The sequence below is a fragment of the Petrocella atlantisensis genome (assembly GCF_900538275.1).
In the GTDB taxonomy this organism is placed as follows: Bacteria; Bacillota; Clostridia; order Lachnospirales; family Vallitaleaceae; genus Petrocella; species Petrocella atlantisensis.
In genome coordinates this window covers 2182665-2205591 of record NZ_LR130778.1, presented here as the reverse complement: position 1 = coordinate 2205591, position 22927 = coordinate 2182665, and the positions used below count along the sequence as shown (strand labels likewise).

At 38.7% G+C, this 22927-nt stretch carries 19 protein-coding genes and 1 pseudogene; 9 read left to right on the top strand and 11 right to left on the bottom strand.

Going from position 1 to position 22927, the window contains the following annotated elements:
- Positions 1 to 172: 172 nt before the first annotated feature.
- Positions 173 to 1360, bottom strand: a complete 1188-nt coding sequence (locus tag PATL70BA_RS10250) for an ABC transporter substrate-binding protein (RefSeq protein ID WP_172596201.1) — start codon at positions 1358 to 1360, stop codon at positions 173 to 175.
- 502 nt (positions 1361 to 1862) lie between these two features.
- Here PATL70BA_RS10250 and PATL70BA_RS10245 point away from each other — a divergent pair.
- Positions 1863 to 3034, top strand: a pseudogene (locus PATL70BA_RS10245) (ISL3 family transposase).
- A gap of 473 nt (positions 3035 to 3507) precedes the next feature.
- On the opposite strand, the gene ilvA reads toward PATL70BA_RS10245, so the two are convergent.
- The 3 genes from ilvA to PATL70BA_RS10225 form a co-directional block, all read right to left on the bottom strand.
- Positions 3508 to 4710: a threonine ammonia-lyase gene (gene ilvA / locus PATL70BA_RS10235; protein ID WP_125137264.1), complete on the bottom strand. Its 1203-nt coding sequence runs from the start codon at positions 4708 to 4710 to the stop codon at positions 3508 to 3510.
- A 90-nt stretch (positions 4711 to 4800) separates the two neighbouring features.
- Positions 4801 to 5490 carry a response regulator transcription factor gene (locus PATL70BA_RS10230; RefSeq protein ID WP_125137263.1) on the bottom strand — a complete coding sequence of 230 codons (690 nt, stop codon included), beginning with the start codon at positions 5488 to 5490 and terminating at the stop codon, positions 4801 to 4803.
- Positions 5468 to 6700: a sensor histidine kinase gene (locus PATL70BA_RS10225; protein WP_125137262.1), complete on the bottom strand. Its 1233-nt coding sequence runs from the start codon at positions 6698 to 6700 to the stop codon at positions 5468 to 5470. Before PATL70BA_RS10225 ends, PATL70BA_RS10230 begins: the two co-directional genes overlap by 23 nt.
- A 345-nt stretch (positions 6701 to 7045) precedes the next feature.
- On the opposite strand from PATL70BA_RS10225, the gene PATL70BA_RS10220 reads away from it, so the two are divergent.
- From PATL70BA_RS10220 to hydG, 4 genes are read left to right on the top strand one after another with little or no spacing between them, the layout of a single operon-like run.
- The gene (locus PATL70BA_RS10220; RefSeq protein ID WP_125137261.1) at positions 7046 to 8446 is read left to right on the top strand and encodes an aspartate ammonia-lyase; all 1401 of its coding nucleotides are present in this window, start codon (positions 7046 to 7048) and stop codon (positions 8444 to 8446) included.
- A 10-nt stretch (positions 8447 to 8456) separates the two neighbouring features.
- On the top strand, positions 8457 to 9692 hold the full coding sequence (gene hydF / locus PATL70BA_RS10215; protein WP_125137260.1) for a [FeFe] hydrogenase H-cluster maturation GTPase HydF: 1236 nt from the start codon (positions 8457 to 8459) through the stop codon (positions 9690 to 9692).
- Positions 9693 to 9950 (top strand): TM1266 family iron-only hydrogenase system putative regulator, encoded by a 258-nt coding sequence (locus tag PATL70BA_RS10210; protein WP_330509852.1) that lies wholly within the window; start codon positions 9693 to 9695, stop codon positions 9948 to 9950.
- Between the two features lie 22 nt (positions 9951 to 9972).
- Positions 9973 to 11349, top strand: a complete 1377-nt coding sequence (hydG, locus tag PATL70BA_RS10205; RefSeq protein ID WP_125137259.1) for a [FeFe] hydrogenase H-cluster radical SAM maturase HydG — start codon at positions 9973 to 9975, stop codon at positions 11347 to 11349.
- Positions 11350 to 11353: 4 nt separating this feature from the next.
- Here hydG and PATL70BA_RS10200 read toward each other — a convergent pair whose 3' ends face one another.
- Complete coding sequence (locus PATL70BA_RS10200; protein WP_125137258.1) at positions 11354 to 12043, bottom strand: Crp/Fnr family transcriptional regulator; 690 nt, start codon at positions 12041 to 12043, stop codon at positions 11354 to 11356.
- Positions 12044 to 12199: 156 nt separating this feature from the next.
- Here PATL70BA_RS10200 and PATL70BA_RS10195 point away from each other — a divergent pair, with 156 nt between their 5' ends.
- Positions 12200 to 12589, top strand: coding sequence for a bacteriohemerythrin (locus tag PATL70BA_RS10195; RefSeq protein WP_125137257.1), 390 nt, complete (start codon positions 12200 to 12202; stop codon positions 12587 to 12589).
- Here the strand turns inward: PATL70BA_RS10195 and PATL70BA_RS10190 are convergent.
- Entirely contained in the window at positions 12586 to 13287 is a 702-nt protein-coding gene (locus PATL70BA_RS10190; protein ID WP_172596200.1) for a GntR family transcriptional regulator, read from the bottom strand. The genes PATL70BA_RS10195 and PATL70BA_RS10190 overlap by 4 nt on opposite strands.
- 238 nt (positions 13288 to 13525) lie before the next feature.
- Here PATL70BA_RS10190 and pflB point away from each other — a divergent pair, with 238 nt between their 5' ends.
- The 3 genes from pflB (at position 13526) to PATL70BA_RS10175 (ending at position 16801) form a co-directional block, all read left to right on the top strand.
- A complete protein-coding gene (pflB, locus tag PATL70BA_RS10185) occupies positions 13526 to 15757 on the top strand; it encodes a formate C-acetyltransferase (protein ID WP_125137255.1) in 2232 nt (743 codons plus the stop codon).
- Positions 15758 to 15783: 26 nt separating this feature from the next.
- Positions 15784 to 16518, top strand: a complete 735-nt coding sequence (pflA, locus tag PATL70BA_RS10180) for a pyruvate formate-lyase-activating protein (RefSeq protein WP_125137254.1) — start codon at positions 15784 to 15786, stop codon at positions 16516 to 16518.
- Between the two features lie 112 nt (positions 16519 to 16630).
- The gene (locus PATL70BA_RS10175; protein ID WP_125137253.1) at positions 16631 to 16801 is read left to right on the top strand and encodes a DUF362 domain-containing protein; all 171 of its coding nucleotides are present in this window, start codon (positions 16631 to 16633) and stop codon (positions 16799 to 16801) included.
- Positions 16802 to 16901: 100 nt separating this feature from the next.
- Here the strand turns inward: PATL70BA_RS10175 and PATL70BA_RS10170 are convergent, their stop codons facing one another.
- The 5 genes from PATL70BA_RS10170 to PATL70BA_RS10150 all read right to left on the bottom strand — a co-directional run bounded on the left by PATL70BA_RS10170 (position 16902) and on the right by PATL70BA_RS10150 (position 22917).
- The gene (locus PATL70BA_RS10170) at positions 16902 to 18191 is read right to left on the bottom strand and encodes a UDP-N-acetylglucosamine 1-carboxyvinyltransferase (protein ID WP_125137252.1); all 1290 of its coding nucleotides are present in this window, start codon (positions 18189 to 18191) and stop codon (positions 16902 to 16904) included.
- Between the two features lie 192 nt (positions 18192 to 18383).
- Complete coding sequence (locus PATL70BA_RS10165) at positions 18384 to 19910, bottom strand: FGGY-family carbohydrate kinase (protein ID WP_125137251.1); 1527 nt, start codon at positions 19908 to 19910, stop codon at positions 18384 to 18386.
- A 36-nt stretch (positions 19911 to 19946) separates the two neighbouring features.
- Positions 19947 to 20807, bottom strand: a complete 861-nt coding sequence (locus tag PATL70BA_RS10160; protein WP_125137250.1) for a hypothetical protein — start codon at positions 20805 to 20807, stop codon at positions 19947 to 19949.
- A gap of 10 nt (positions 20808 to 20817) precedes the next feature.
- A complete protein-coding gene (locus tag PATL70BA_RS10155; protein ID WP_125137249.1) occupies positions 20818 to 22209 on the bottom strand; it encodes a hypothetical protein in 1392 nt (463 codons plus the stop codon).
- 33 nt (positions 22210 to 22242) lie between these two features.
- The gene (locus tag PATL70BA_RS10150) at positions 22243 to 22917 is read right to left on the bottom strand and encodes a hypothetical protein (protein WP_172596199.1); all 675 of its coding nucleotides are present in this window, start codon (positions 22915 to 22917) and stop codon (positions 22243 to 22245) included.
- Positions 22918 to 22927 lie beyond the last annotated feature (10 nt).

Below are 22927 nucleotides of genomic sequence, written 5' to 3'. Positions count from 1 at the left end.
GTTAAAGTTCAACTATATAGTTTTAACACCTTAACCTATTTATTAGTGCTTTTGCGGATGCACCCAACAGTTTCGTACATTAAACCGTTGAATTCATCCATAACGCAAAATAATAAGGGGATAACCCCCTTATTATCTTACTTTATGCTTAAATATTCAACTATAATTTTGATTATTGTGATACCTTTGCTTCAAGCTCTAATTTACCATCTTTTACTGTAATAATTGAGATGTCTTTGATTGGGTCACCATTCTCATCAAATGTAATGTAACCACAAACTGCAGGCATATCTGTTGCTTTCAGTGCTTCAACAATTTTTTCACCTTCTGTAGAACCAGCTGCTGTAATTGCCGCTAACATAACATTGGTTGCATCATAAGCAAGTGCACCTAGTGCGTTTGGTGTTTCACCAAATTGAGCTTCATAAGATGCGATAAAGTCTTGTACGATTGGATCTGGGTCAGTTGTTGAATAGTGGTTTGCAAAGAAGTAACCTTCAACTTCATTCGCATAGTCGTTTTGAATACCATCCCATCCGTCTCCACCAAGTAATACAGACTCAATACCTAGTTCACGTACTTGTGAAGCTATAACGCCAACCATATTGAAATAGTCAGGCACAAAAATTACATCCGGTGCATTGGCTTTTACTTTAGTAAGGATTGCACTAAAATCATTGTCAGCATCTGTATACCCTTCTGCATCCGTAATGGTTCCGCCAGCTGCTTCGAAAGTCTCAGTAAAGGCTTTTGCCAATCCGTCAGAATAATCACTACCTACGTTTGTAAATACCGCTGCAGTTTTTGCTTCTAAATTGTCCATTGCAAATTTTGCAACAACGCTACCTTGATATGGATCAATGTAACAAGCTCTAAATACATAATCAAGACCAGGTGTTACATCTTTGTTCGTTGCTGTTGGTGATATCATTGGAATACCTAACTCATTGGCAATAGGTGCCACTGCAAGGCTTGTTGTTGAGATAACGGGGCCGATTAGAGCGTCGATTTCATCAACATCTACTAATTTGTTAAAAAGGTTAACGGTTTTAGTTGAGTCACCTTCGTTGTCATAGAAGAATAGTTCCACATCAGCGCCATTTACGCCGCCAGCTGCGTTAATTTCTTGAATGGCAAGTTCCACTGAGTTCTTAACCGCTTGTCCGTATGGTGCAAGATCACCACTTGTTGGTGCAAGAAGACCAAGTCTTACAGCTTCGCCGGAAGCTTCTGTCTCAGTTCCTGTTTCTGTTTCTGTTGCATCTGGTGTTGTTGGTTCAGCATCATTACCTGCACATCCTGTTAAGAACGTTGTAAGGACGATGACTAAAACCAATGCTAATGATAAAAGTTTTTTCATATGATTTCCACCCTTTTCTATTTTGCTCTTTTGAGCTATTTTTATCATGGTCACATTAAAAATGAATCCATGACTTCACAATAATGAAATTATACACGCTTTTTCTTTCATTTTCAAGCGGTTTTGCACTTTATCTTGCTATAATGGTGAATTTATGCAACGTCAACGTATAATTTAAGCTGAAACCTTGATTTTTGGACTTATTTTCGAGTGTAATTTCATAAACTATCCTTATTTTTTTTAGTTTTCTTTTAATTACCATAATATATTAAAGAATTATAGTGAAAGTTTTTAAGTCCATTTATTCATTTTTATTGAAGGCCAACCATTAAATCAAAAAAATAAAGCCCCCATATAATATAGCCATAAGTTTTGGTTCTATAATAAATGTTGGGGTGAGATATTCACCTCAACATTTATTTTTTTACAAAAAAAGTTGAGCATAAACTAAATCCCTTGTAAAATAAAGTCACCACAACCAAACAACAAGGAGGTAAAGCTTATGCTCAATAACCATTATATCGAAAAACTGTTAGGATTAAAAGACATAATCGTAACTAAAATCGAAAATGACCCTGATGCATTACACATCTATTGTGAATTACCCAGAAGAACTCATCATTGCCCCCATTGTCATCAAAAGACCGATAAAGTACATGATTACAGGTTTCAAGTGTTTAAAGATGCTCCTGCTTTTGGCCTCAATACTTTGTTTCATTATCGTAAGCGTCGTTATACTTGTAATCATTGTAATAAGCGGTTTTATGAGAAGAATACTTTTCTTCCTCGCTATTTTAGAATGTCTACGCGTTTAGTCCAGTATGTCATTGATAGAATGCGTTCTACACATTCCATGACCGATATTGCTAAACATTGTAATCTTTCTATAACCACTATTTTTAGACTCTTTAAATTTATCGACTATACCAATACCTCTTTACCCAGAGTGCTGTCTATTGATGAATTTAAGGGTAATGCGGGACGCAAATATCAAGGTATTCTTACTGATCCGGTTAATAAAAAGGTCTTAGATATTTTGCCTGGTCGCGAACATCATATCCTTTCTGACTACTTCAGACGCTTTAAGAACCGTGATAAAGTAGCTTATTTTGTTATGGATATGTGGCAGCCTTATCGCGATATTGCTGAAACCTATTTTAAGAATGCAACAATCGTCATAGACAAGTATCATTGGATTAGACAGATAACATGGGCCTTTGATCGGGTTAGAAAACAAGAGCAGAAAAATTTTACAAGACGAGAAGGAAATACTTCAAAAGAAGCCGACACCTACTATTAAAAAGACGTCGATTTTTAACAGATGAGCAAGTCGACCAAGTAAGCGTCATGCTTGATACATCCTCAAGGCTTAGGACAGCTTATCTTCTTAAGGAAAAGTTCTATGACTTTGTAGATGCTCCAGATAAGGATACAGCATTAAAACGCCTTAAAGAATGGTACGTTTTTGTAGCAACACAGAATGAACCCGAGTTTATAACGTGTATGAATACCATCATAAACTGGCAAAAGTATATTCTTAACTCCTTTACTTGTCCTTATACGAATGGCTATACAGAAGGCGTTAACAATAAGATTAAGGTTCTTAAAAGAAATGCATATGGTATGCGTAATTTCAATAGGTTTAAAAATCGTATACTCCACATGATGAGTTAAAGGTACCAATAATACCATGTTAGTTAGCACCGACCATGAAGTTCCTGGAAGCAGTGTGTGTGACTAGGCTCATAAGAAAGTAACTTCATGCATCATGTCAGTCTTCAAGACATGATGCTAAGTGAAAACTTTCTTATGAAATTTGCAAGTCTGCATGGATGCAGACCGCCGACTTTTGGTGCAGGACGCACCAACCGGAGGCCGTAGTCATACACACTGTGGAAGGGTTTTCATGGGACCCACCATTAAAACCCCCTTTCATTCTATCCCCAGCTTGTATTAGGGTTGTAAAAAGAACATCTAACTTCATCTAAAAAAGTCCCTAAGCTTTTTTTCACTTAGAGACTTGGTTGACTCATCAATATAGGGATTACCCCAAGATTTGACAAAGAGCCTAAGTTTTAAGGTATTTAGGGGCTTTTGAAGTATATCTGCCCATCAGGGCAGTAACTTAACCGCGTCATGGCGGACGGCTAATAAACTACCGTGACATGATAGCTTTCATCGCGAAGGGCTTTTTTGATTTCTTTAACATGTTTATGGCCATTGGTTTCAAGCGTGATCTCCAACTGAACATGCATAAACCGGTCAATGGTTTTAAACTGATTGTGCTCAAGCTTAATAACATTGGCCTTGTGATCTGCCAGTATCTTAGCAATCTTCAACAATTCACCAGGGGTATCATGTAGTTCCACCGAGAAGCAGAACAGACGGCCTCTGGATATTAAGCCTCGGTTTATCATTTCCGAAATGGTCACCACATCAATATTACCACCACTTATGACACTTACTATTTTCTTATTCTTATAGGGTAGTTTTTTTAACGCAGCTAAAGATAACACCCCTGCATTTTCAACGATTAACTTTTCTTTTTCCACCATTAAGAGAAACGCTTCTAATACATCCACATCCGATACTACAACAATCTCATCTACATAACGCTTAACCATGGAGAAGGTCAGCTCTCCCGGTTTCTTAACCGCTACGCCTTCAGCAATGGTAGATACAGCATTAAGCTCACTCACACAGTTGTTTTGCAAAGAATAATTTAGAGTCTGTGCACCCTTTGGCTCAACACCAATAATACGTATTTTAGGATTAATTTCTTTGATCGCACAAGCAATCCCACTAATAAGACCACCGCCACCTATAGGAACGACAACGATATCCACATCTTCAAGGGCTTCCATAATCTCAAGTCCTATGGTTCCTTGTCCAGCAATAACATAAGGATCATCAAAAGGATGGACGATGGTTGCCCCTTTTTCTTTATGAATTTCCAAGGCTTTACCTTGGGCATCGTCATAGCAATCCCCATATAGTACCACATCAGCTCCGTACTCTTTGGTTGCTTCGATTTTAATCAAAGGTGTCTGACTGGGCATAACAATGGTTGCCTTAACACCTAGCCTGCTTGCTGCAAAAGCCACACCTTGGGCATGATTCCCCGCTGATGCTGCTACAATACCGCAGGAACGTTCCAGTTCTGTCAGATGACTGACTTTATTATAAGCACCACGTATCTTAAAAGCACCTGTGATTTGTAAGTTTTCCGGCTTCAAATATACCTCATTACCGCTTTCTGTACTAAATACCTGACTATAAATTAAAGGCGTCTTCTTAATCACATCCGCGAGTAAGTCAGCCGCCTCTTTTATCATCTCTATTTTCATCATACACCTCTTATTCTAGAATTAAGGATGTTGAATAAACATTCAACATCCTTAATTAAATGTAACATTATGATTATAGCTTGTCAACCAACTCTAAAACTTATTAAACCGGTAGCCGGCACCCCAAACAGTTTCTATTATTTTTGGTGTCGAAGGGTTTTTCTCAATTTTTTTTCGGATTTTCTGAATATATACCGCCACCGTTGCGATGTCTCCATATTCATCTTCACCCCATATACGATCAAATAGAATGGTCTTACTATGAACAATATCCGGATTTTTCATGAAGAATTGGAGCATGTCAAATTCTGTTGCAGTAAATGCCACCTCTTTTCCTCCGATAATCACTTTTCTAGCTTCCTTATTAAGTACAATGTTATGGTACTCTAAGGTGACCCCGTCTTCATTGGTTTTTAGGAACCGTTCATAACGGGCCAACTGGTTCTTGACTCTGGCTATAAGTTCACTGGGACTAAAGGGTTTCGTAATATAATCATCTGCACCAAGTCCTAGACCTTTAATCTTATCAATATCATCATTTCTTGCCGACACGATGATCATAGGTATGCTTAACTCATCACGAATCATAGCACATATATCAAACCCATTGATTGTAGGCAACATCACATCAATAATAATAAGATCATATATTTTGGTTCTGGCTTCCTTAACGCCTTCTAAACCGTCTGCTATTATTTTTGTTTCATATCCGTTCATTTCCAAATAATCCTTTTCAAGACTTGCAATGTTTTTATCATCTTCAATAATTAATATCTTCGCCATGGTTTACCTCCTTATGTTGATCCAATAAAGTGAAGTGTATGGTCGTACCTGTTCCTGGTGTGCTTTCTGCCCATATCGTGCCACCATGGGCCTCAACCAACTGTCTGGATATGGAAAGGCCCAGTCCGGTACCACCCACATCCTTACTTCTGGAATCATCACCTCTATAAAATACATCAAAAACCTGATGAATATGGGCTTCATCTATACCGATGCCATTGTCTGAAACGCTTACCATAATGCCATGCTCTTTACCTTCTATGGCCTTAACTTGTAAGCGTAAGTTCAAATTCGGCTTGTCATTATATTTAACTGCGTTGCCAATAAGGTTACTTACAATCCTATGGACCAATTTCGAATCTATGGCCATGACAAAGTCTTCTTCCAAATCTATGTCATAAACGACTTTAGCACCCTGTTCTTCTAAATCTATTTTCTTTTCAACAAATATATCCAAAAAATAGTCTTTGACGGATATGAGCTCAAAATTATAGTCCATTTGATTGATATCTAGCTTTGAGAAAAGAAAAAGGTCGTCAATGAGTTGATTTGTATACTGAGCATTTTTATAAATAATATCCATATATGTCTGCATTTTCTCTTCTGTATTGGCCACCCCTTCATTAATACCTTCTATATAGCCAAGAATGGAAGTGATTGGCGTTTTAAGGTCATGAGATATACCGGCTATAAGCTCTTTACGGTTTTGCTCATATTTTTCTTTAACCGCTTGTCCTTCTTTTAATTGTACACTCATTTTATTAAAAGAATGAAAAAGACCACTGATCATGGTAGGGACTGTATCATCAACTGTATAGCCGTAATTGCCGCCTGCCACCTCATCAACCGCTTGCTGAAGATGCTCTAGTGGTCGTAAGATATTGTTGCGCATCCTAAAAGAAAAAATCAATGTGCTGACCTCACGGATAAAAATAACCATGAAAATACCTGACAAAATTAATCTAGGGAAATTATATCTTGATAGATAAAAGAGAAGATAGAAAAACCCAGTGGTCACCAGTAAAAAAATAAATGGAAACAATCTTAAAAATAGCAGATATTTTTTAAGCCTAAGGCGCTGTTCCTCTGTGGTGTTTGTATTATTTCCGTTAGTCCTAATAAAGGTTTTGATAAAAATCTGGTTGGTCATCGGCATCTCAAGTTTCTTTTTCACCGGTTGCTCTGTTTCTTTTTTCTGATTGTTGTCCACAAAGCCACCTCCTTTATTTTGGGCCTATTTTTTCTTATTTTAACACGTACATCTATATAAGTTCATAAAAAGTTATAAAAGCTTTATAAAAAAACAATAATGTTTCTTTAGTCCATGGAAAAATAGATTTTAAAAAATATTGATAAATTATTGACAAACTCCCAATAATCTTTTACAATGAACTTATAAATTCATTTTCTAAGCTCAAGGATGCGTCTAAGAGTAAGGAATTCAAGTATTTCCAGTCACTATGTGAAGTGGGTATCCATGACACAGCAGGGTTGGGTTTTCTTATACCTTTTTTCACTTACACTTTAACCCTACACCATTGAAAGTAGGTTATTTATGGATTTTCGAACAGAAAAAGATCAGTTAGGCTCTATCTCTATAGATTCGGCTTCCTACTATGGCATACACACCAATCGGGCTCTTCATAATTTTTCACTGGCAGGTCGCCCAGTTCATATGGATTTGGTCCATAATCTGGTACTTGTAAAAAAGGCCTGTGCTATGGCCAACCAAAAAACAGGCGCACTTGAGCCCGAGATTGCGGGTAGTATTATTATGGCTTGTGACCTTATTATGACAGGTACCTACGATAACTATTTGATAACCGATGCCTTACAAGGTGGTGCAGGTACCTCCACAAACATGAATGTCAATGAAGTTATTGCCAATGTAGCCCTTGAACAGTTGGGTCTTCCCAAGGGGGATTACAAAAAAATCCACCCTCTCGACCATGTGAATCTATCCCAATCCACCAATGATGTATACCCTACTGCTTTAAGGATTACTGCCATCTACAAGGTTAGAGCCCTTGCAGATCATTTGGCTGCTTTACAAGAAAGCTTACAAGAAAAGGAACAACTTTTTTCAGATGTTCTAAAGCTGGGGCGCACTCAACTTATGGATGCATTACCCGTCACTCTCGGTCAAGAATTCGCCGCTTATGCAAAAGCCATATCAAGGGACCGATGGCGTATTTACAAAGTTGAAGAAAGACTTCGAGAAGTCGGCATCGGTGGAACCGCGGTTGGCACAGGCCTTAATGCAACCATGCCTTATATCTATATGGTAACGGACTTACTTCGAGAATTGACCGGTCTTGGCATTGCGCGTAGTGATCTTCTTATGGACACCTATCAAAATATGGATGTTTTTGTTGAGGTCTCGGGTTTTCTAAAAGCCTGTGCCACCAATATGATCAAAATAAGCAGTGACTTAAGACTAATGGCATCCGGACCTGCCGGTGGACTTGATGAGATTAGAATGAAGCCTTTACAAGCCGGTTCTTCCATAATGCCAGGTAAAGTCAACCCTGTTATCTGCGAATCTGTGCTACAAGCCGGGCTAAAAGTCATTGGTAACGATGCTGTACTTACACAAGCTGCTTATCTCGGTCAATTGGAGCTTAATGCCTTTATGCCCTTAATCGCTGATACCCTTCTTGAATCACTGGACTTACTTATACGAAGTGTGGATTCATTTGATCGGTTGTGCATTCAGACCTTAACCGCCAATGCAGATAACTGTAAAAAGCATCTGGAAAAATCCACATCACTTAGCGCAGCATTGATCCATCACCTTGGTTATGAAGAAACCGCAACCCTAACATGTGCTGCAAAAGAAGCTGATATGACCCTTAGAAATTATCTTATAAAGCACAAAGTGATGCCTGAAGCCACCGTTGATCTTATTCTTAATCCCAGGCAAGTGACCAAACCGGGTATCCCCGGCATGTCATAAGGAGAATCTCATGAGCTTAAACCAAACACCACAATCTAACCGCATACATATTGCTTTCTTTGGGCAAACCAACGCAGGCAAATCCAGTCTGATTAATGCCGTCACCCAACAAGACATCGCTTTGGTCTCTGATGTAAGTGGCACCACAACAGACCCTGTATACAAAGCTATGGAACTTCTCCCCCTTGGCCCTGTTATGTTAATTGATACTGCCGGGCTCAATGATGCCACCCAGCTTGGCGCACTCAGGAAACAGAAAACTTTGGATGTCTTAAACAAAACCGATCTGGCGGTTCTGGTTATGGACAGCCTCCAAAAAAATCATGCATTTGAAATAGAGCTTATCAAAACCATTCAAGACAAAAAAATACCGTTAATCGGCGTCTTAAATAAATCTGACTTAAATACTTTAGATGCCCATCGATTAGAATCCTTGTCAAAAGAAATGGGCATCCCCATCTATCCTGTTTCAAGTATTACCAAAGAAGGGGTTAAGGAACTAAAAATTGCCATGAGTCTTGCTCTTCCAAGCGATGAAGATCAGTTCAAAATTGTTGGTGACCTGATTCAACCCGGCGATTTTGTCGTCTTGGTCACCCCTATAGATAAAGCGGCTCCAAAAGGACGTCTCATTTTACCCCAGCAACAGACCATAAGAGACATACTGGAAAGTGATGCCATAGCCATTGTTTGTAAAGAACATGAACTTAGGGAGACTTTGGACCGACTGGGTACAAAACCCAAACTGGTTATCACCGACTCACAAGCCTTTTTGAAGGTCGCAGCCGATACCCCAAAAGATATTCTGATGACCTCTTTTTCCATTCTCTTTGCCAGACACAAAGGCGACCTTCTACAACTTGTCAAGGGTGCAAAAGCCATTGAAGCCCTTAAAGATGGCGACAAAGTTCTTATCTCAGAAGGTTGCACCCATCATAGGCAATCTGACGATATCGGTACCGTCAAGATTCCAAGATGGCTCAAGCAAATCACCGGAAAGCAATTACATTTTGATTATGTCTCCGGTGTAAGTTTTACCGACTCCGCTAAAGATTACGCATTGATCATCCATTGTGGTGCCTGTATGCTTAACAAAAAAGCTATGGCCTACCGGCTTGAGACTGTAGAATCCCTACAGGTTCCCATTGTAAACTACGGTGTTATGATTGCCTATGTACACGGCATTCTAGATAGAGCACTGGAACCCTTTCCATTGGCAAAAATGATCTGGGACGAGGTGAATTAAATGATAGAAAATCGAATAGGTGTTGTGGGTGTCGTTATAGAAAAAGACGGCGATATCCATCGAATCAATCAAGTCTTACATGACCACAACCAAATTATCGTAGGTCGGATGGGACTACCCAATATCAATCAGCGTGAGATTAGCATTATTTCCGTTGTCGTTGATGGAACAACGGACCAGATTGGAAGCCTAACCGGCCAACTCGGCGCCCTAAAAGGCGTCAACGTCAAAAGTGCCCTTTCCAAGAAAATTAATTAAAATTTAAAACGGAGGATTTCAAATGCAGAATTTTATAGATGACCAAAAAATCACGGCATTACTAGAAGCAGGTTACAAACACAGTAAGGAAGATATACGTGCCATCATAGAAAAAGCTAAAACTTGTGTCGGTTTGACCCTTGAAGATGTTGCTGCTCTTTTGCAATTTGAAGATCAGGACCTGTTAGATGAGATGTTTGCTTGTGCCAATCACATCAAAAATACCATATATGGGGATCGTATCGTTATGTTTGCACCATTGTATATATCTAACTATTGTGTGAATGGCTGCACCTACTGTGGATATAAACAAACCAACACCATAGCAAGACGTAAACTGACCGATCAGGAAATCGCAAGTGAAGCCTTGAAGATTGAAGCCATGGGTCATAAAAGAATTGCACTAGAAGCAGGAGAAGATCCTATCAACTGTGATTTGGACTATGTCCTTCATGCTATGGATGTTATCTACAAGACCAAAAGTGACAATGGTGCCATAAGACGTATCAATGTCAATGTGGCTGCAACAACTGTAGAAAACTACAAGCGACTCAAAGCTGCCGATATTGGTACCTACATCCTATTTCAAGAGACCTACCACCAACCCACCTATAAGAAGTACCATCCAAAGGGACCAAAATCCAACTACGAATACCACCTAACTGCCATGGATCGTGCGATGGAAGGCGGTATTGATGATGTTGGTATTGGTGCACTTTTTGGTTTGTATGATTACAAATATGAACTTTTAGGTATGATGATGCATAAAGAACACCTTGAAGAAGTTTTCGGTGTCGGACCCCATACTATGTCCGTACCACGTATCAAAAAAGCCATGGATGTTGCGGTTGAAGCTTATCCCTATGCTGTTGATGATGACGCTTTTAAGCGTTTGGTCGCTATTATAAGATTAGCCGTTCCCTATACCGGCATCATCCTCTCAACAAGGGAAGAAGCCAGTTTTAGAGAAGAAGTGATCCATATTGGCGTTTCACAAATCAGTGCTGGTTCCAAAACAGACGTAGGCGGTTATACCGATGAAGAGAAAATGGCCAGTCAATTTCAACTTGCTGATGAACGCCCTCAACATGAGATCATACAATCGCTACTTGAAAAAGGTTTCTTACCAAGTTATTGTACTGCTTGTTACCGCGCCGGTAGAACAGGGGATCGATTTATGCAGGTTGCAAAAAGTGGCCAGATCCATAATCTGTGCCAACCCAATGCACTGCTCACCTTAAAAGAATATCTGGAAGATTATGCAGATGAGGATCTAAAGGCACTCGGCGAAGCAACCATAAAAATTCACATCGAGAAAATTCCAAGCGAAAAGATGAAACAAACCACAATTTTACGTCTAAAAGCCATCGAAGATGGGGAAAGAGATCTCTTCTTTTAAGGTATTAGATCTTAAAGAGACAATCTTCCAGAGCTTGAATGTCCAAAATCTTGACCGTATTCTGATAAAAATCAATAATCCCTTCTGTCTTCATTTTTCCCATAGTTCTTGACAAGGAAGGTCTTGGTACGTTTAAATAACCTGCCAACTCCTTCCTACTAAGAGGTATGTTAAAGGTCATCTGTTGCCTAGCTTTATACTCTTCTAATATATAGCTGGCTACTTTTTCCTCGATGGTTTTAAAGGACAGTATGGATGTCTTCTTATTCAGCATCACTACTTTATTCGATATCACAGATACAAAGTTTTTGAGAATGGACTCGCACCCTTCCATCAATTGAATGATGTCTTCCCTATGAATATACAGAACTTCTGTTTTAAGTGTCGTTATAATGGTGGCAGGATACTTAGATATATTTGAAAAAACAATGACTTCTCCAAAAATATGGCCTCTATCCAGATACGTCAGTGTCATATAGTGTCCGGCTGGAAACTCTTTTCTAAGTTCTAGGCTCCCTGACAGAACAATCCCAATCTGGTTGCAATCATCGCCTTCCCTAGCTATGACTTCATTCTTGTCAAATGTTTTTAGGAAATAATTCATTTTATTCAAGTTAAGCAGGATGCAATCCGCTGTCATGGTTCTAAAGAGGCTAACCTCACTAAGAACTTCAATAATCTCTTCTTTTTTCATTGTGTCACCCTTCTTTTAAGATGTTTATATCAAAATTATGATGATAAAACGATGTATCATCACCTTGATTTATTATTATAACATAGGAAATAGTAGGTACAAAACACTAAAAAAATGATATAATATAAAGACCATATAACTTGAAAGGATGATATAATGCTAAACTATACTTGGTCAATGGACTATAGCGTACAGAACTCTGTTCTAGACGACCACCACAAGAATCTATTGAAGCTTTTCAATGATGCTTATGATTTAATTATCTCCAAAGCGCCTGTAGAAAATACCATCAAACTCATTAGTGAACTCAAGGTCTATTCTATTTTCCATTTTAGTGAAGAAGAAAAACTCATGAGAGCCGCCAATTACCCATACTATGAAGAACACGTCAAAGAACATAAAAAGTTCATAGAAGATATAACCAAGTTCAAAGATGACATCTCCGAACAGACTTCAGACCTTAATGAAGAAATATTCCTTTTTCTTAGTGATTGGCTCATTCATCACATACAAAAAACAGATCGTAAATATATAGACTTTCTCTAAGGCCTATTGAGGATGTCTACGTGATATTTATAGAGTTGTGATCTGTAGTAAGATTCTTCATAAAACAGCTTCAAGTCATTTTGAGCGTAGGTAATGCCTGTTATTTTTAATAAAGCCGTTTGCTGCTGTAAGTTCATGGCCTCCATAATAATTCTACTTGATATATTGGCTTCTATATCACAGGTGATATGGGTCAAATCATAACCATATTCTTTTTCAAGTAACTTATATAGAGAAGTTGTTAAGTCATGCTTAAGAAGTCCTTGTGCATATTTTTTTGGTATATAAATGGTTTCTAGTGCGATGGGCACACCATCGCCTAGTCTCAACCGTTTAACCTTATAAAAAGGGTCCGTCTGATCTACATTCAGCCAATGGCTGATTTTTTTAAGCTGTGAGATCGTAGCAACCTCAATGATTTTTGTTGAAGGTACCATACCTTGACCAATCAGTGTGTGTGTGAAACTTTTTAAGTTCTCTTGGTATAGACTGGGTGATGATACAAATGTGCCACGCCCTATAGTTTTGTACAAAACACCTTCAGCTACAAGTTCTGATAAAGCCTGTCGAATGGTCATCCGACTGACTTTGAATTCTAGGCACAAATCTCTTTCGGAAGGAATTTTTTCCCCTGCTTTATAAATACCTTCCTTCATTCTATGGATTAATTCTTTTTTCACATCTTGGTAGATTGCCATACTGTGTTTCTCCCTATCTATAATCAAGTAATATGATTTTATCAAAAAATCAACATACATACAAACGATTCTACATAATTGTTTACTACCTCTAAGAAAATAACCAAAAACACTTGACGTGTATACAGTATACATTTATAATGATTATGGGACTCATTTTCTTTTGTGTCTCGAATATTATTTGTTTTGTGTTATAATTAACTTAGAAATAAACCTAACTGACCCTTTGGAGGTTAACATGAATGAAGCTTGGAAAAACTTTGAAAATGGAACTTGGCAAACATCTGTAGATGTTCGTGATTTCATACAACAAAACCACATACCTTATGAAGGTGATGAGAAATTCTTGGTAGGACCTACAGGTAACACTACCCTACTTTGGCAAAAAGTCATAGCACTCTTTGCGGAAGAATCCACTAAAGGTATCTTAGATGCTGAGAGCAAAATACCTTCTTCCATCACATCTCACGGTCCTGGCTACATTGACCAATCCTTGGAAACCATAGTTGGTTTTCAAACGGATCATCCATTAAAAAGAGGTATTATGCCTTATGGTGGCGTCAAAGTTGTCAAAGATGCTCTAACCGCTTATGGTTATGAACTGGATCCTGAAACCGAAAAAATCTTTACAGAATATCGTAAGACTCATAATGCAGGGGTTTTTGACGCTTATACAGAAGCTATGAGAGATGCGAGACGATCCGGTATCATCACCGGTTTACCCGATGCTTATGGTAGAGGTCGAATCATTGGTGACTATCGTCGTGTTGCTCTCTATGGTATTGATTTTCTAATCCACATGAAAAAGAAAGAAAAAATAGAATTGGAAATGGATTATATGGACGCTTCCGTTATCAAATTACGAGAAGAACTCTCCGAACAAATCCGTGCACTTGGCGCTGTAAAAGAAATGGCAAAGACCTATGGTTTTGATATCAGTCAACCTGCAACAACTGCTAAAGAAGCAATACAATGGACTTATTTTGGCTATCTGGCAGCTATTAAAGAACAAGATGGCGCAGCTATGAGTCTTGGTCGCGTTTCAACTTTCTTTGACATCTATATTGAGCAGGATATCAAAAATGGGCTTCTAGATGAAAAAGGTGCCCAGGAACTCATAGACCATTTTGTCATGAAACTTAGAATGGTACGTTTTCTTAGAACACCGGCTTATAATGAACTTTTCTCCGGTGACCCTACTTGGGTAACAGAAGTCATCGGCGGTGTCGGTGTTGATGGCCGTACTCTGGTATCTAAGACGTCCTATCGTATGTTAAATACGCTCTATACCTTAGGTGCTGCGCCAGAGCCTAACCTTACAATATTATGGTCCAATCGCCTTCCTGAAGCCTTTAAAAAGTATGTGAGTAAGGTGTCCATAGATACCAGTTCCATTCAGTATGAAAACGACGATCTTATGCGTCCGAAATACGGTGACGATTATGGTATTGCTTGCTGTGTTTCTGCCATGCGCCTAGGTAAACAAATGCAATTTTTTGGTGCTCGTGCCAACTTAGCTAAGGCTTTACTCTATGCTATCAATGGGGGCAAAGATGAAAAAACAGGCTTACAAATCGCCCCACTTTTTGCACCCATTACCGGCGATATACTGACCTACGAAGACGTTATGCCTAGGTTCGACCTAGTTATGGACTGGTTATCTCAACTCTATATCAACACCTTAAATATCATCCATTATATGCATGATAAATATGCTTATGAAAAGCTTCAACTGGCTTTACATGACCGTGACGTGCATCGTACATCCGCTTGCGGTATTGCCGGTCTATCCGTTGTGGCTGACTCACTTTCAGCGATAAAATACTCAAAAGTAAAAATCATACGTAACGAAGATGGACTTGCTATTGATTATGAAGTCGAACCCGGTAGCTATCCGGCATTCGGAAACAACGATGATGCCGTGGATCAAATAGCCAAAGATGTGGTTGAGCAGTTTATGACCAAGTTAAGACGCCACAAAACATACCGAGATTCCACACCCACTATGTCTATTCTAACCATCACTTCCAACGTGGTTTACGGTAAGATGACCGGTTCAACACCTGATGGTCGTAAAGTCGGTGAACCTTTTGCACCAGGCGCCAATCCTATGCATGGCCGAGATCACCATGGTGCCATAGCTTCCATGTCTTCTGTTGCTAAGCTACCTTATGACCAAGCAGAAGACGGCATCAGTTATACTTTTTCCATCGTGCCAAGAGCCCTTGGTAAAGACAAGACGCAACAAGTTAATAATCTGGTCGGTATGCTGGATGGTTATTTCTATGACGGGGGACATCATATTAATGTGAATGTTTTTGATAAAGAAACCCTGCTTGATGCCATGGACCACCCTGAAGAATATCCTCAATTGACAATCAGAGTTTCCGGCTATGCTGTTAATTTTGTCAAGCTCACCCGTGAACAACAACTTGATGTTATACACAGAACCTTCCACGAGCGTGCATAGATTTTTATAAATAGGAGGCGAAACTATTGAAGCACGGTAAAATACACTCTATTGAAAGCTGTGGTACCGTTGATGGACCCGGCATCCGATTTGTACTTTTTCTTCAAGGATGTCCTTTGCGGTGCCAATACTGCCACAATCCTGACACTTGGAAGATTGGTGACGGGACAGATATGACCGTTGAAAGTCTTATGAAAGAAATCGTTAAATACAAGTCTTTTATGCGTTTTTCAAATGGTGGTGTTACCCTAACCGGAGGTGAACCTTTACTCCAAGTTGAATTTGTCTATGAACTCATTATGGCATGCAAGCGCGAAGGTATACATACAGCCATTGACACTTCCGGATATATCTTTAATGATTATGCCAAAAAAGTCATTGACGAAGTCGATCTGGTTTTACTTGATATCAAGCATTCAGACCCTAAGCAGTATGAGTTTATTACCGGTGCCAAGTTGCAACCTACAATGGATTTTCTGAACTATCTGGGAGAACTGGGCAAGCCTGTCTGGATTCGTTATGTATTGGTACCGGGCCTTACGGATCAACCTGAGGCTATAGAAGCCTTAGCCCTTCATTTAAGTCAGTACAATAATATTGAAAAAATAGAACTATTACCTTTTCATAAGATGGGCGAATACAAATGGGAGGCGCTTGGTGAAACCTATCGGCTCCATGACGTTGACGAGCCGACCAAACTGCAAATGATTGAAGCGATGGCTATTTTAAAAAAACATAACCTAAATGTTGTCACTACTTAACATAAAGGTCTTTACACACTGAAACATTTGGTTTACAATTAGGTAGTAAGTCTAGAATGAGTAACCATGTAATTTTATACATATACTCACAACTAATATGGAGGTGCTTGAAATGGCATATTTTATTAATGATGATTGTATCTCATGTGGCGCTTGTGAATCTGAGTGTCCAGTAAATTGCATTACCGAAGGCGATGGTATTTATGTTATCGACGCTAACGAATGTATCGATTGTGGTGCTTGTGCAGATGTTTGTCCAGTAGATTCACCAAAACCACAATAAGCAACACGGTTTTCTAATCAAAAACTGCAAAAAGAACAAGTTGATTGTCAGTCAACTTGTTCTTTTTTTATTATTATTTAATTTATTATTTAGTTCGTAACTAAACCACTTTAAACGCTTCTTTACTGGTATTTTCACTGATTCGATAAATCTCGCCACCAAGGCCTCTAAGCTTATCTTCAAAATGCTCATAGCCCCTGTCAATATAATGGATATTGTTAATCAAAGTTTCTCCCTTGGCTGCAAGACCTGCTAGTACCAACGCGGCACCCGCTCTTAGGTCCGGTGCGCTCACTTCCGCTCCGGTTAACTCACCACCACCGCTTACAATAGCTGTATTACCTTCTACCTTTATCGATGCCCCCATTCTGGACAAATCACTGGTATAGGTGAATCTGTTTTCAAATATACTTTCTGTCATAATGCTCATACCCTCTGCAACGGCCAACAAAGCCGTAAACTGGGGTTGCATATCTGTTGGAAAACCCGGATATGGTAAGGTTTTAACCTGAATGTTTTTCAAATTATCTTTTTTGTAAACTCGAATAGCGTCATCAAACTCTTCTACACCAACGCCCATTTCATTCAACTTAGCAACAACAGCTTCCATATGCTTCGGAATCAGATTGGTAACGGTGACATCACCACCTGTAATAGCGCTTGCAACCATATAAGTGCCTGCTTCAATCTGGTCCGGAATAATCATATACTCTGTTCCGTGCATTTTTTTAACGCCGGTAACCTTAATCACATCCGTACCTGCGCCTTTTATATTCGCACCCATACTGTTTAAAAAATTGGCAACATCAACGATATGTGGCTCTTTTGCCGGGTTTTCAATATGAGTAACCCCTTCTGCCATAACCGCAGCCATCATGATGTTGATGGTAGCACCAACACTGGCCATGTCCAAGTAGATGGTGACACCAACCAGACTATGGGCTTTAACTTTTATCATACCGTGCTCAATATCTACAACTGCTCCAAGAGCTTCGAACCCTTTGATGTGTTGATCAATTGGGCGGCTACCTATGTTGCAACCACCTGGTAACGCCACCTCTGATTTGTTATATGCTCCAAGAAGAGCACCTAGCAAATAATAAGAAGCTCTGATTTTTTTGATGTGCTCGTAATCCACAGTGAGTTTTTTGATATTTCGACAATCCATAATCACAGTATGATTATTATCTTCAAACTTGATTTTAACACCAAGATCTTCCATAGCTTCAAGTAATACAGTGATGTCATTGACACATGGCACATTCTCTATCCTACATATATCGCGAGATAATAATGCTGCAGGCAATATACCAAGAGCGGCATTTTTGGCACCGCTCACAGCGACTTCACCACTTAGTGGCTTACCGCCTTTTATTAAAAATTGATTCATAATACACCTCTTATCTATGGTTAATGTGTCAAAAGTATACGTAACCATCTATTTACGCTCTCATAATATTTCAAATATAATCCTATATAGTATAACATAGCTTATTTCATTTGTAAAAATAATCGTATAAAAAAGCCCATATTTCAAGGGGTTTCTCGGATTTAGCAGTAAATTGTTCAGGAAATGAACTTGTTACAATTCATCAAAGCTTTTATAAATCGGCTTAACCCTTTTGTAGATTTTTTTATAAATTCTATGGAAAATTTTTTCATAGAGGTCAACTTGATCTTTTTGAGGTAAAAATTCATCTTGATGATGGACCATATGTAGAATTGCTTCCTCATAATCTGCATAAACCTTCAATCCCACAAAACCGGCTATAGCCGCACCAAGAGCAGAAGTCTCATAGGTCTGGACTCTATTGACCGGTAGATTAAAGATGTTGGCTGTAATCTGACAAATAACATCGCTTTGTGAGCCACCACCTGAAATCATAATCTTATTTACCTTGATTTTTGATTTTTTCTCTATGCGCTGCATACCTTCATATAATGCAAAGCCAATACCTTCAATGATAGCACGATAAATATGTAAGCGGGTATGAACATCCGAAAAACCCAGGATTGCACCTTTGGCGTCATGCATTTTTACACCTGCACCCCAGTAGGGTTGTAATACCAACCCATCTGCGCCCGGCGGAATCTTATCTAAAGCTTTATCCAGTAGCTCTTCCGGCGAAACACCCAGCTCCTTTGCCAACTTTACTTCTTTAGCTGCAAACTCCTTCTTAAACCAAGAAATCATCCAATACCCTCTATATATTTGTATCTCCGGATTATAGTAACCGGGCATAACCGCTTGAAAAGGCGGTATAAAGGTTAGTGCTTCATAATATTTTCTTGTTGTTGTTTGAACACTCGCTTGAGAGCCTAAGGAAATGGATATGCTTTCGTTATCGATACAACCCACACCAAGGGTTTCACATCCTTTGTCAGAACCTGCTGCAATGACGCTAAGTTTTGGTGGTAAGCCTGTTTCCTTTGCTGCCTTAATTGTCAAGCTACCTATGGTCTCTGATGACCCTACCAAGTCACATAGTTTATCATCTTCTATATGAAAAATATCATGTTTTAGGCTATGTTTTTTCTCCCAACGAAAGTGCTTATAGCTAAAGGGAATATGACCAATCTGACTGGCAACCGAGTCAATAAAAAGACCTGTCAACTTATGGTTTAAGTATGCCGACAACTGAAGATATTTATAGGTTTTCCTCCATACTATCGGTTCATGATCCTGTATCCAGTGAGCCTTACAACTACGACTCAGAATATCTGTTGTAGGCTTCATGCCTATGATAAAAAAAGCCAAGCGATGATGGAGTGCCATTTTTCTAGGTTCATCAATCATGCGTTGATCTGCCCAAATAATAGCAGGTCTTAGTGCCACACCCCTTTCATCCACACAAATAGCCATATCCCGTTGCGTCGTTATGGTAATGCCTTTTATAGAAGTCATAAAAATGGGATGTGCTTTGATCAGACTTTGAGTAGCCCGACAAAGACTTTCATAATATATTTCCGGGTCTTGTTCCGCATACCCCGCTTTATGAGCATAGTAGGGCTCAAACTCAATTTTTTCAATTGCTAGGGTTTTGCCTGTTTGGTCGAAAACCACCGCTTTTAGACTTTGTGTGCCACAATCTATGGCAAGGACATACATAGCAAAACCACCTCTTAGATAATGATTTATGATAATTTATGGTCTGTATATTTCATTGGTATAGGCATTGATAAAATAGGTTTGGCCTGTACTTAACTTAATTCTATAGTAAGGCTCGATTTCCATCCATATGACGTTTTCAAGTGGGCTTTGCCCAATTGCATAGCCAAGATCAAAGTCTGTAATCGTAAGGGTGGTATCTTCAAAAGCCCTGATGTAACTCATAAACTTATACAATGCTTCATCAGCAGGAAAAAGCTCTAAGGGATTGCCGACAAAACCTTGAGGTACATACCTTATGGCTCTAGCCTCGGTAATGCCTTTCTCTTCCATGCGTACAACTGTCTCATTAGAAAAAATAAGTTCTCCTAAAAACCGTTCATTATAGTAGTAGATTGAGAAAACATCCCCATCCCGTTGATCCGTAAGTTCATACTTACCTTTTCCTAGGGTCATCTTATCAACAAAGTCGTTGGCCGATTTTAATTTTTCATGCCCCAGTAAGTTTTTAGGGACAAACGTCGGTTCATTGCTTCCATAAAAAACCCTACCTTTCTCGTTGACTTGGTCAAAGGTAAGGCGTTCCACAGCTGTTTCGTGGGTATGGGCATTAGCGGATATTGTAAACCGTACTTCTTCATTTTGAAAAAAAACTTCAACCAATTCCTTCTCTATATCAACCGGCATGGATACTCTCAACTTACTTTTGGGATGAAAATCCGGTAAATGATCTAATAAATATATATCGTTCTTTTCTAGAATGCGCTCTAATTGATCGATACGTTCACCAGAAAGCGTATGTCTGGATACATCTCTTTGATAAATAAATAAAAATAAACCCAGATTTATAATTAGAAAAATCATGATGAAGCCATTTAGCATTTTTTGCATGTTCATAGAAACACCTCTATTCCACAGGATAAAAATGAGGGTTACCATCGTATTGAACAACCCAATTAAGTGACATTTCCATCAAATCCATATGCCAGCTGTAACCAAGATACATTTCTTCAATCTCAACATCCAAGGTACCCACTTCAACGATGACTTTATCAAGAACATCTTCATACTTGGCTTGTAAAGTCTTGTTCTGAGGATTCATTTCATCAATTTGTCTTATTATTCTTCGATACCTAATGACTTTATCGCCACTAACAGTAACTTCCATAGCATGTGACATTCCGTATTTTTCTCTTACTTCTTCTGTCAATACAAAAGGATAATCATTGAAGCCAACATCATAATAAAACACCGTTCTTTGACCTTCCTGAACATAAGTCTTCAAAAAATACTCTGTAGGCATCCTTTGGATATCTTGCTCAATAAATTGATTGGCGACAGTGAGTGCAAGGGTCAGACTTGTCGGACCGGTATTTTCCTTAACAATACGATTATACTCTAATAATCCTTCTGTATTATAACGAACCACCACATTGCCGTCCACATAGCGCACCTCATCTTCAAGAGGTATAGCTTTCATTATATCAGGATTATCAAAATATAAACTCACATAGCCATTTAAATCATTAATATTAATGACGCCACTTGATACATAAGGTATCCGCATAAATATCGGATCATGGTACCTATTATCTTCTGAAGGTAAGGGTAATAAAATATGTTTGCTATAATAGGGTATGTTGTTTTTGAGTGTGGAAATAAAAGATGTTTTATTGCCAATGGCGATTACACTTGACAACTGGTATGCCAATGAATCATTAGAGATTGTAACCTCAGTTTTTGGTACCTGATAGTGATGATAAAAACCCGTCACGTGGTCCTCCAAGAAAATATTAAGCCAGATTTCATTTCTAAAGGCAGGCATAATTATGATGGTCTCCACAGATTCTATACTGTTAAGAGCATTTATTGAAATACCAAGATTTGTAGCGAAAGTAGCCTTTTCCAAAGGGAAATCTAGATGCATACTGGTATGCTGATTGCCCCAGAGTAACTCTAAGTTCTCAACGGTACCGATATAATAATCCTTGTTAAGGCCCATCGTTAATATCTTAATGGACTCATTTCTAAGGCTTTCATAATAGGTGACACCTTTTTTTACAACCGTATATTCAAGATTAGGTTGGCCCAAGTATACACCTAATTGCTTAGGTGTTATAAGATTGCCTGCATCTCTCATAGCCTCTAAGTTCTCTAAGGCAGAAGATGAGAAAACGCGATAAAAAAGGTTAGGGTCTGATTGATCGTCAAACCATAACCTACTTGTCTGATATACACTGGTGACAATTAGTGTTATAAGTATTACAATTTTAATGGTGCTAACGGCTGCTTTCATCATTATAACCTCGAAAGTATCCTTACAGTGCTTTTATTAAAACTCAATATTGCTCTTCAATTTAAGCCAGTCATACATCGATTCTACAGATGTATTCGGCTGTTTTTCTTCACTGACAAACCTGATCTCAATATTCTCAAGCATTAATTTGGTTTCCATAGCCTTTGTCGTGATTTCAAAAATCCTTCTTGTAATGCCATTATTATCTTTTACAGCAATCACAAGATATTGGGTGCGACTGGGTGCGTAATTAATGGTTTCACTGAACATGCCTGACGCACCTAGTGTTTTGATTGCGTGGCTTTCAATTACCTTTTGTTTATTATCATTTACGGTATAGACCATGAGTCCTACAACAGAACCCGGCTGACCCTGACCGACAATACTCTTATCACTTGCAAAAGTAGAAAAAACTTGTCGACTAAAGCCATTGCTTATTTTCAAAGTTCCTACTGTGCTCAACTCTTGCATTGTCATTGTGCCATCTAATTTATTATTTACATACTCAACATTTTGTTCCGTTAGGTTGAAAGTGTTAAGAAAAGTTCCAAACACTACTTTATCGGCATCTATAGGTTCAGCATAGGCTGCAAATGAACTTAATGCCATCAATACGGTAAACAGAATACAACTTCTTATAAATTGCTTAAGCATATGCTTCACCACCTTCTTATTCGTACTTATTTCTAGAGGATGAACGTAACCATCCATACTAGGATTA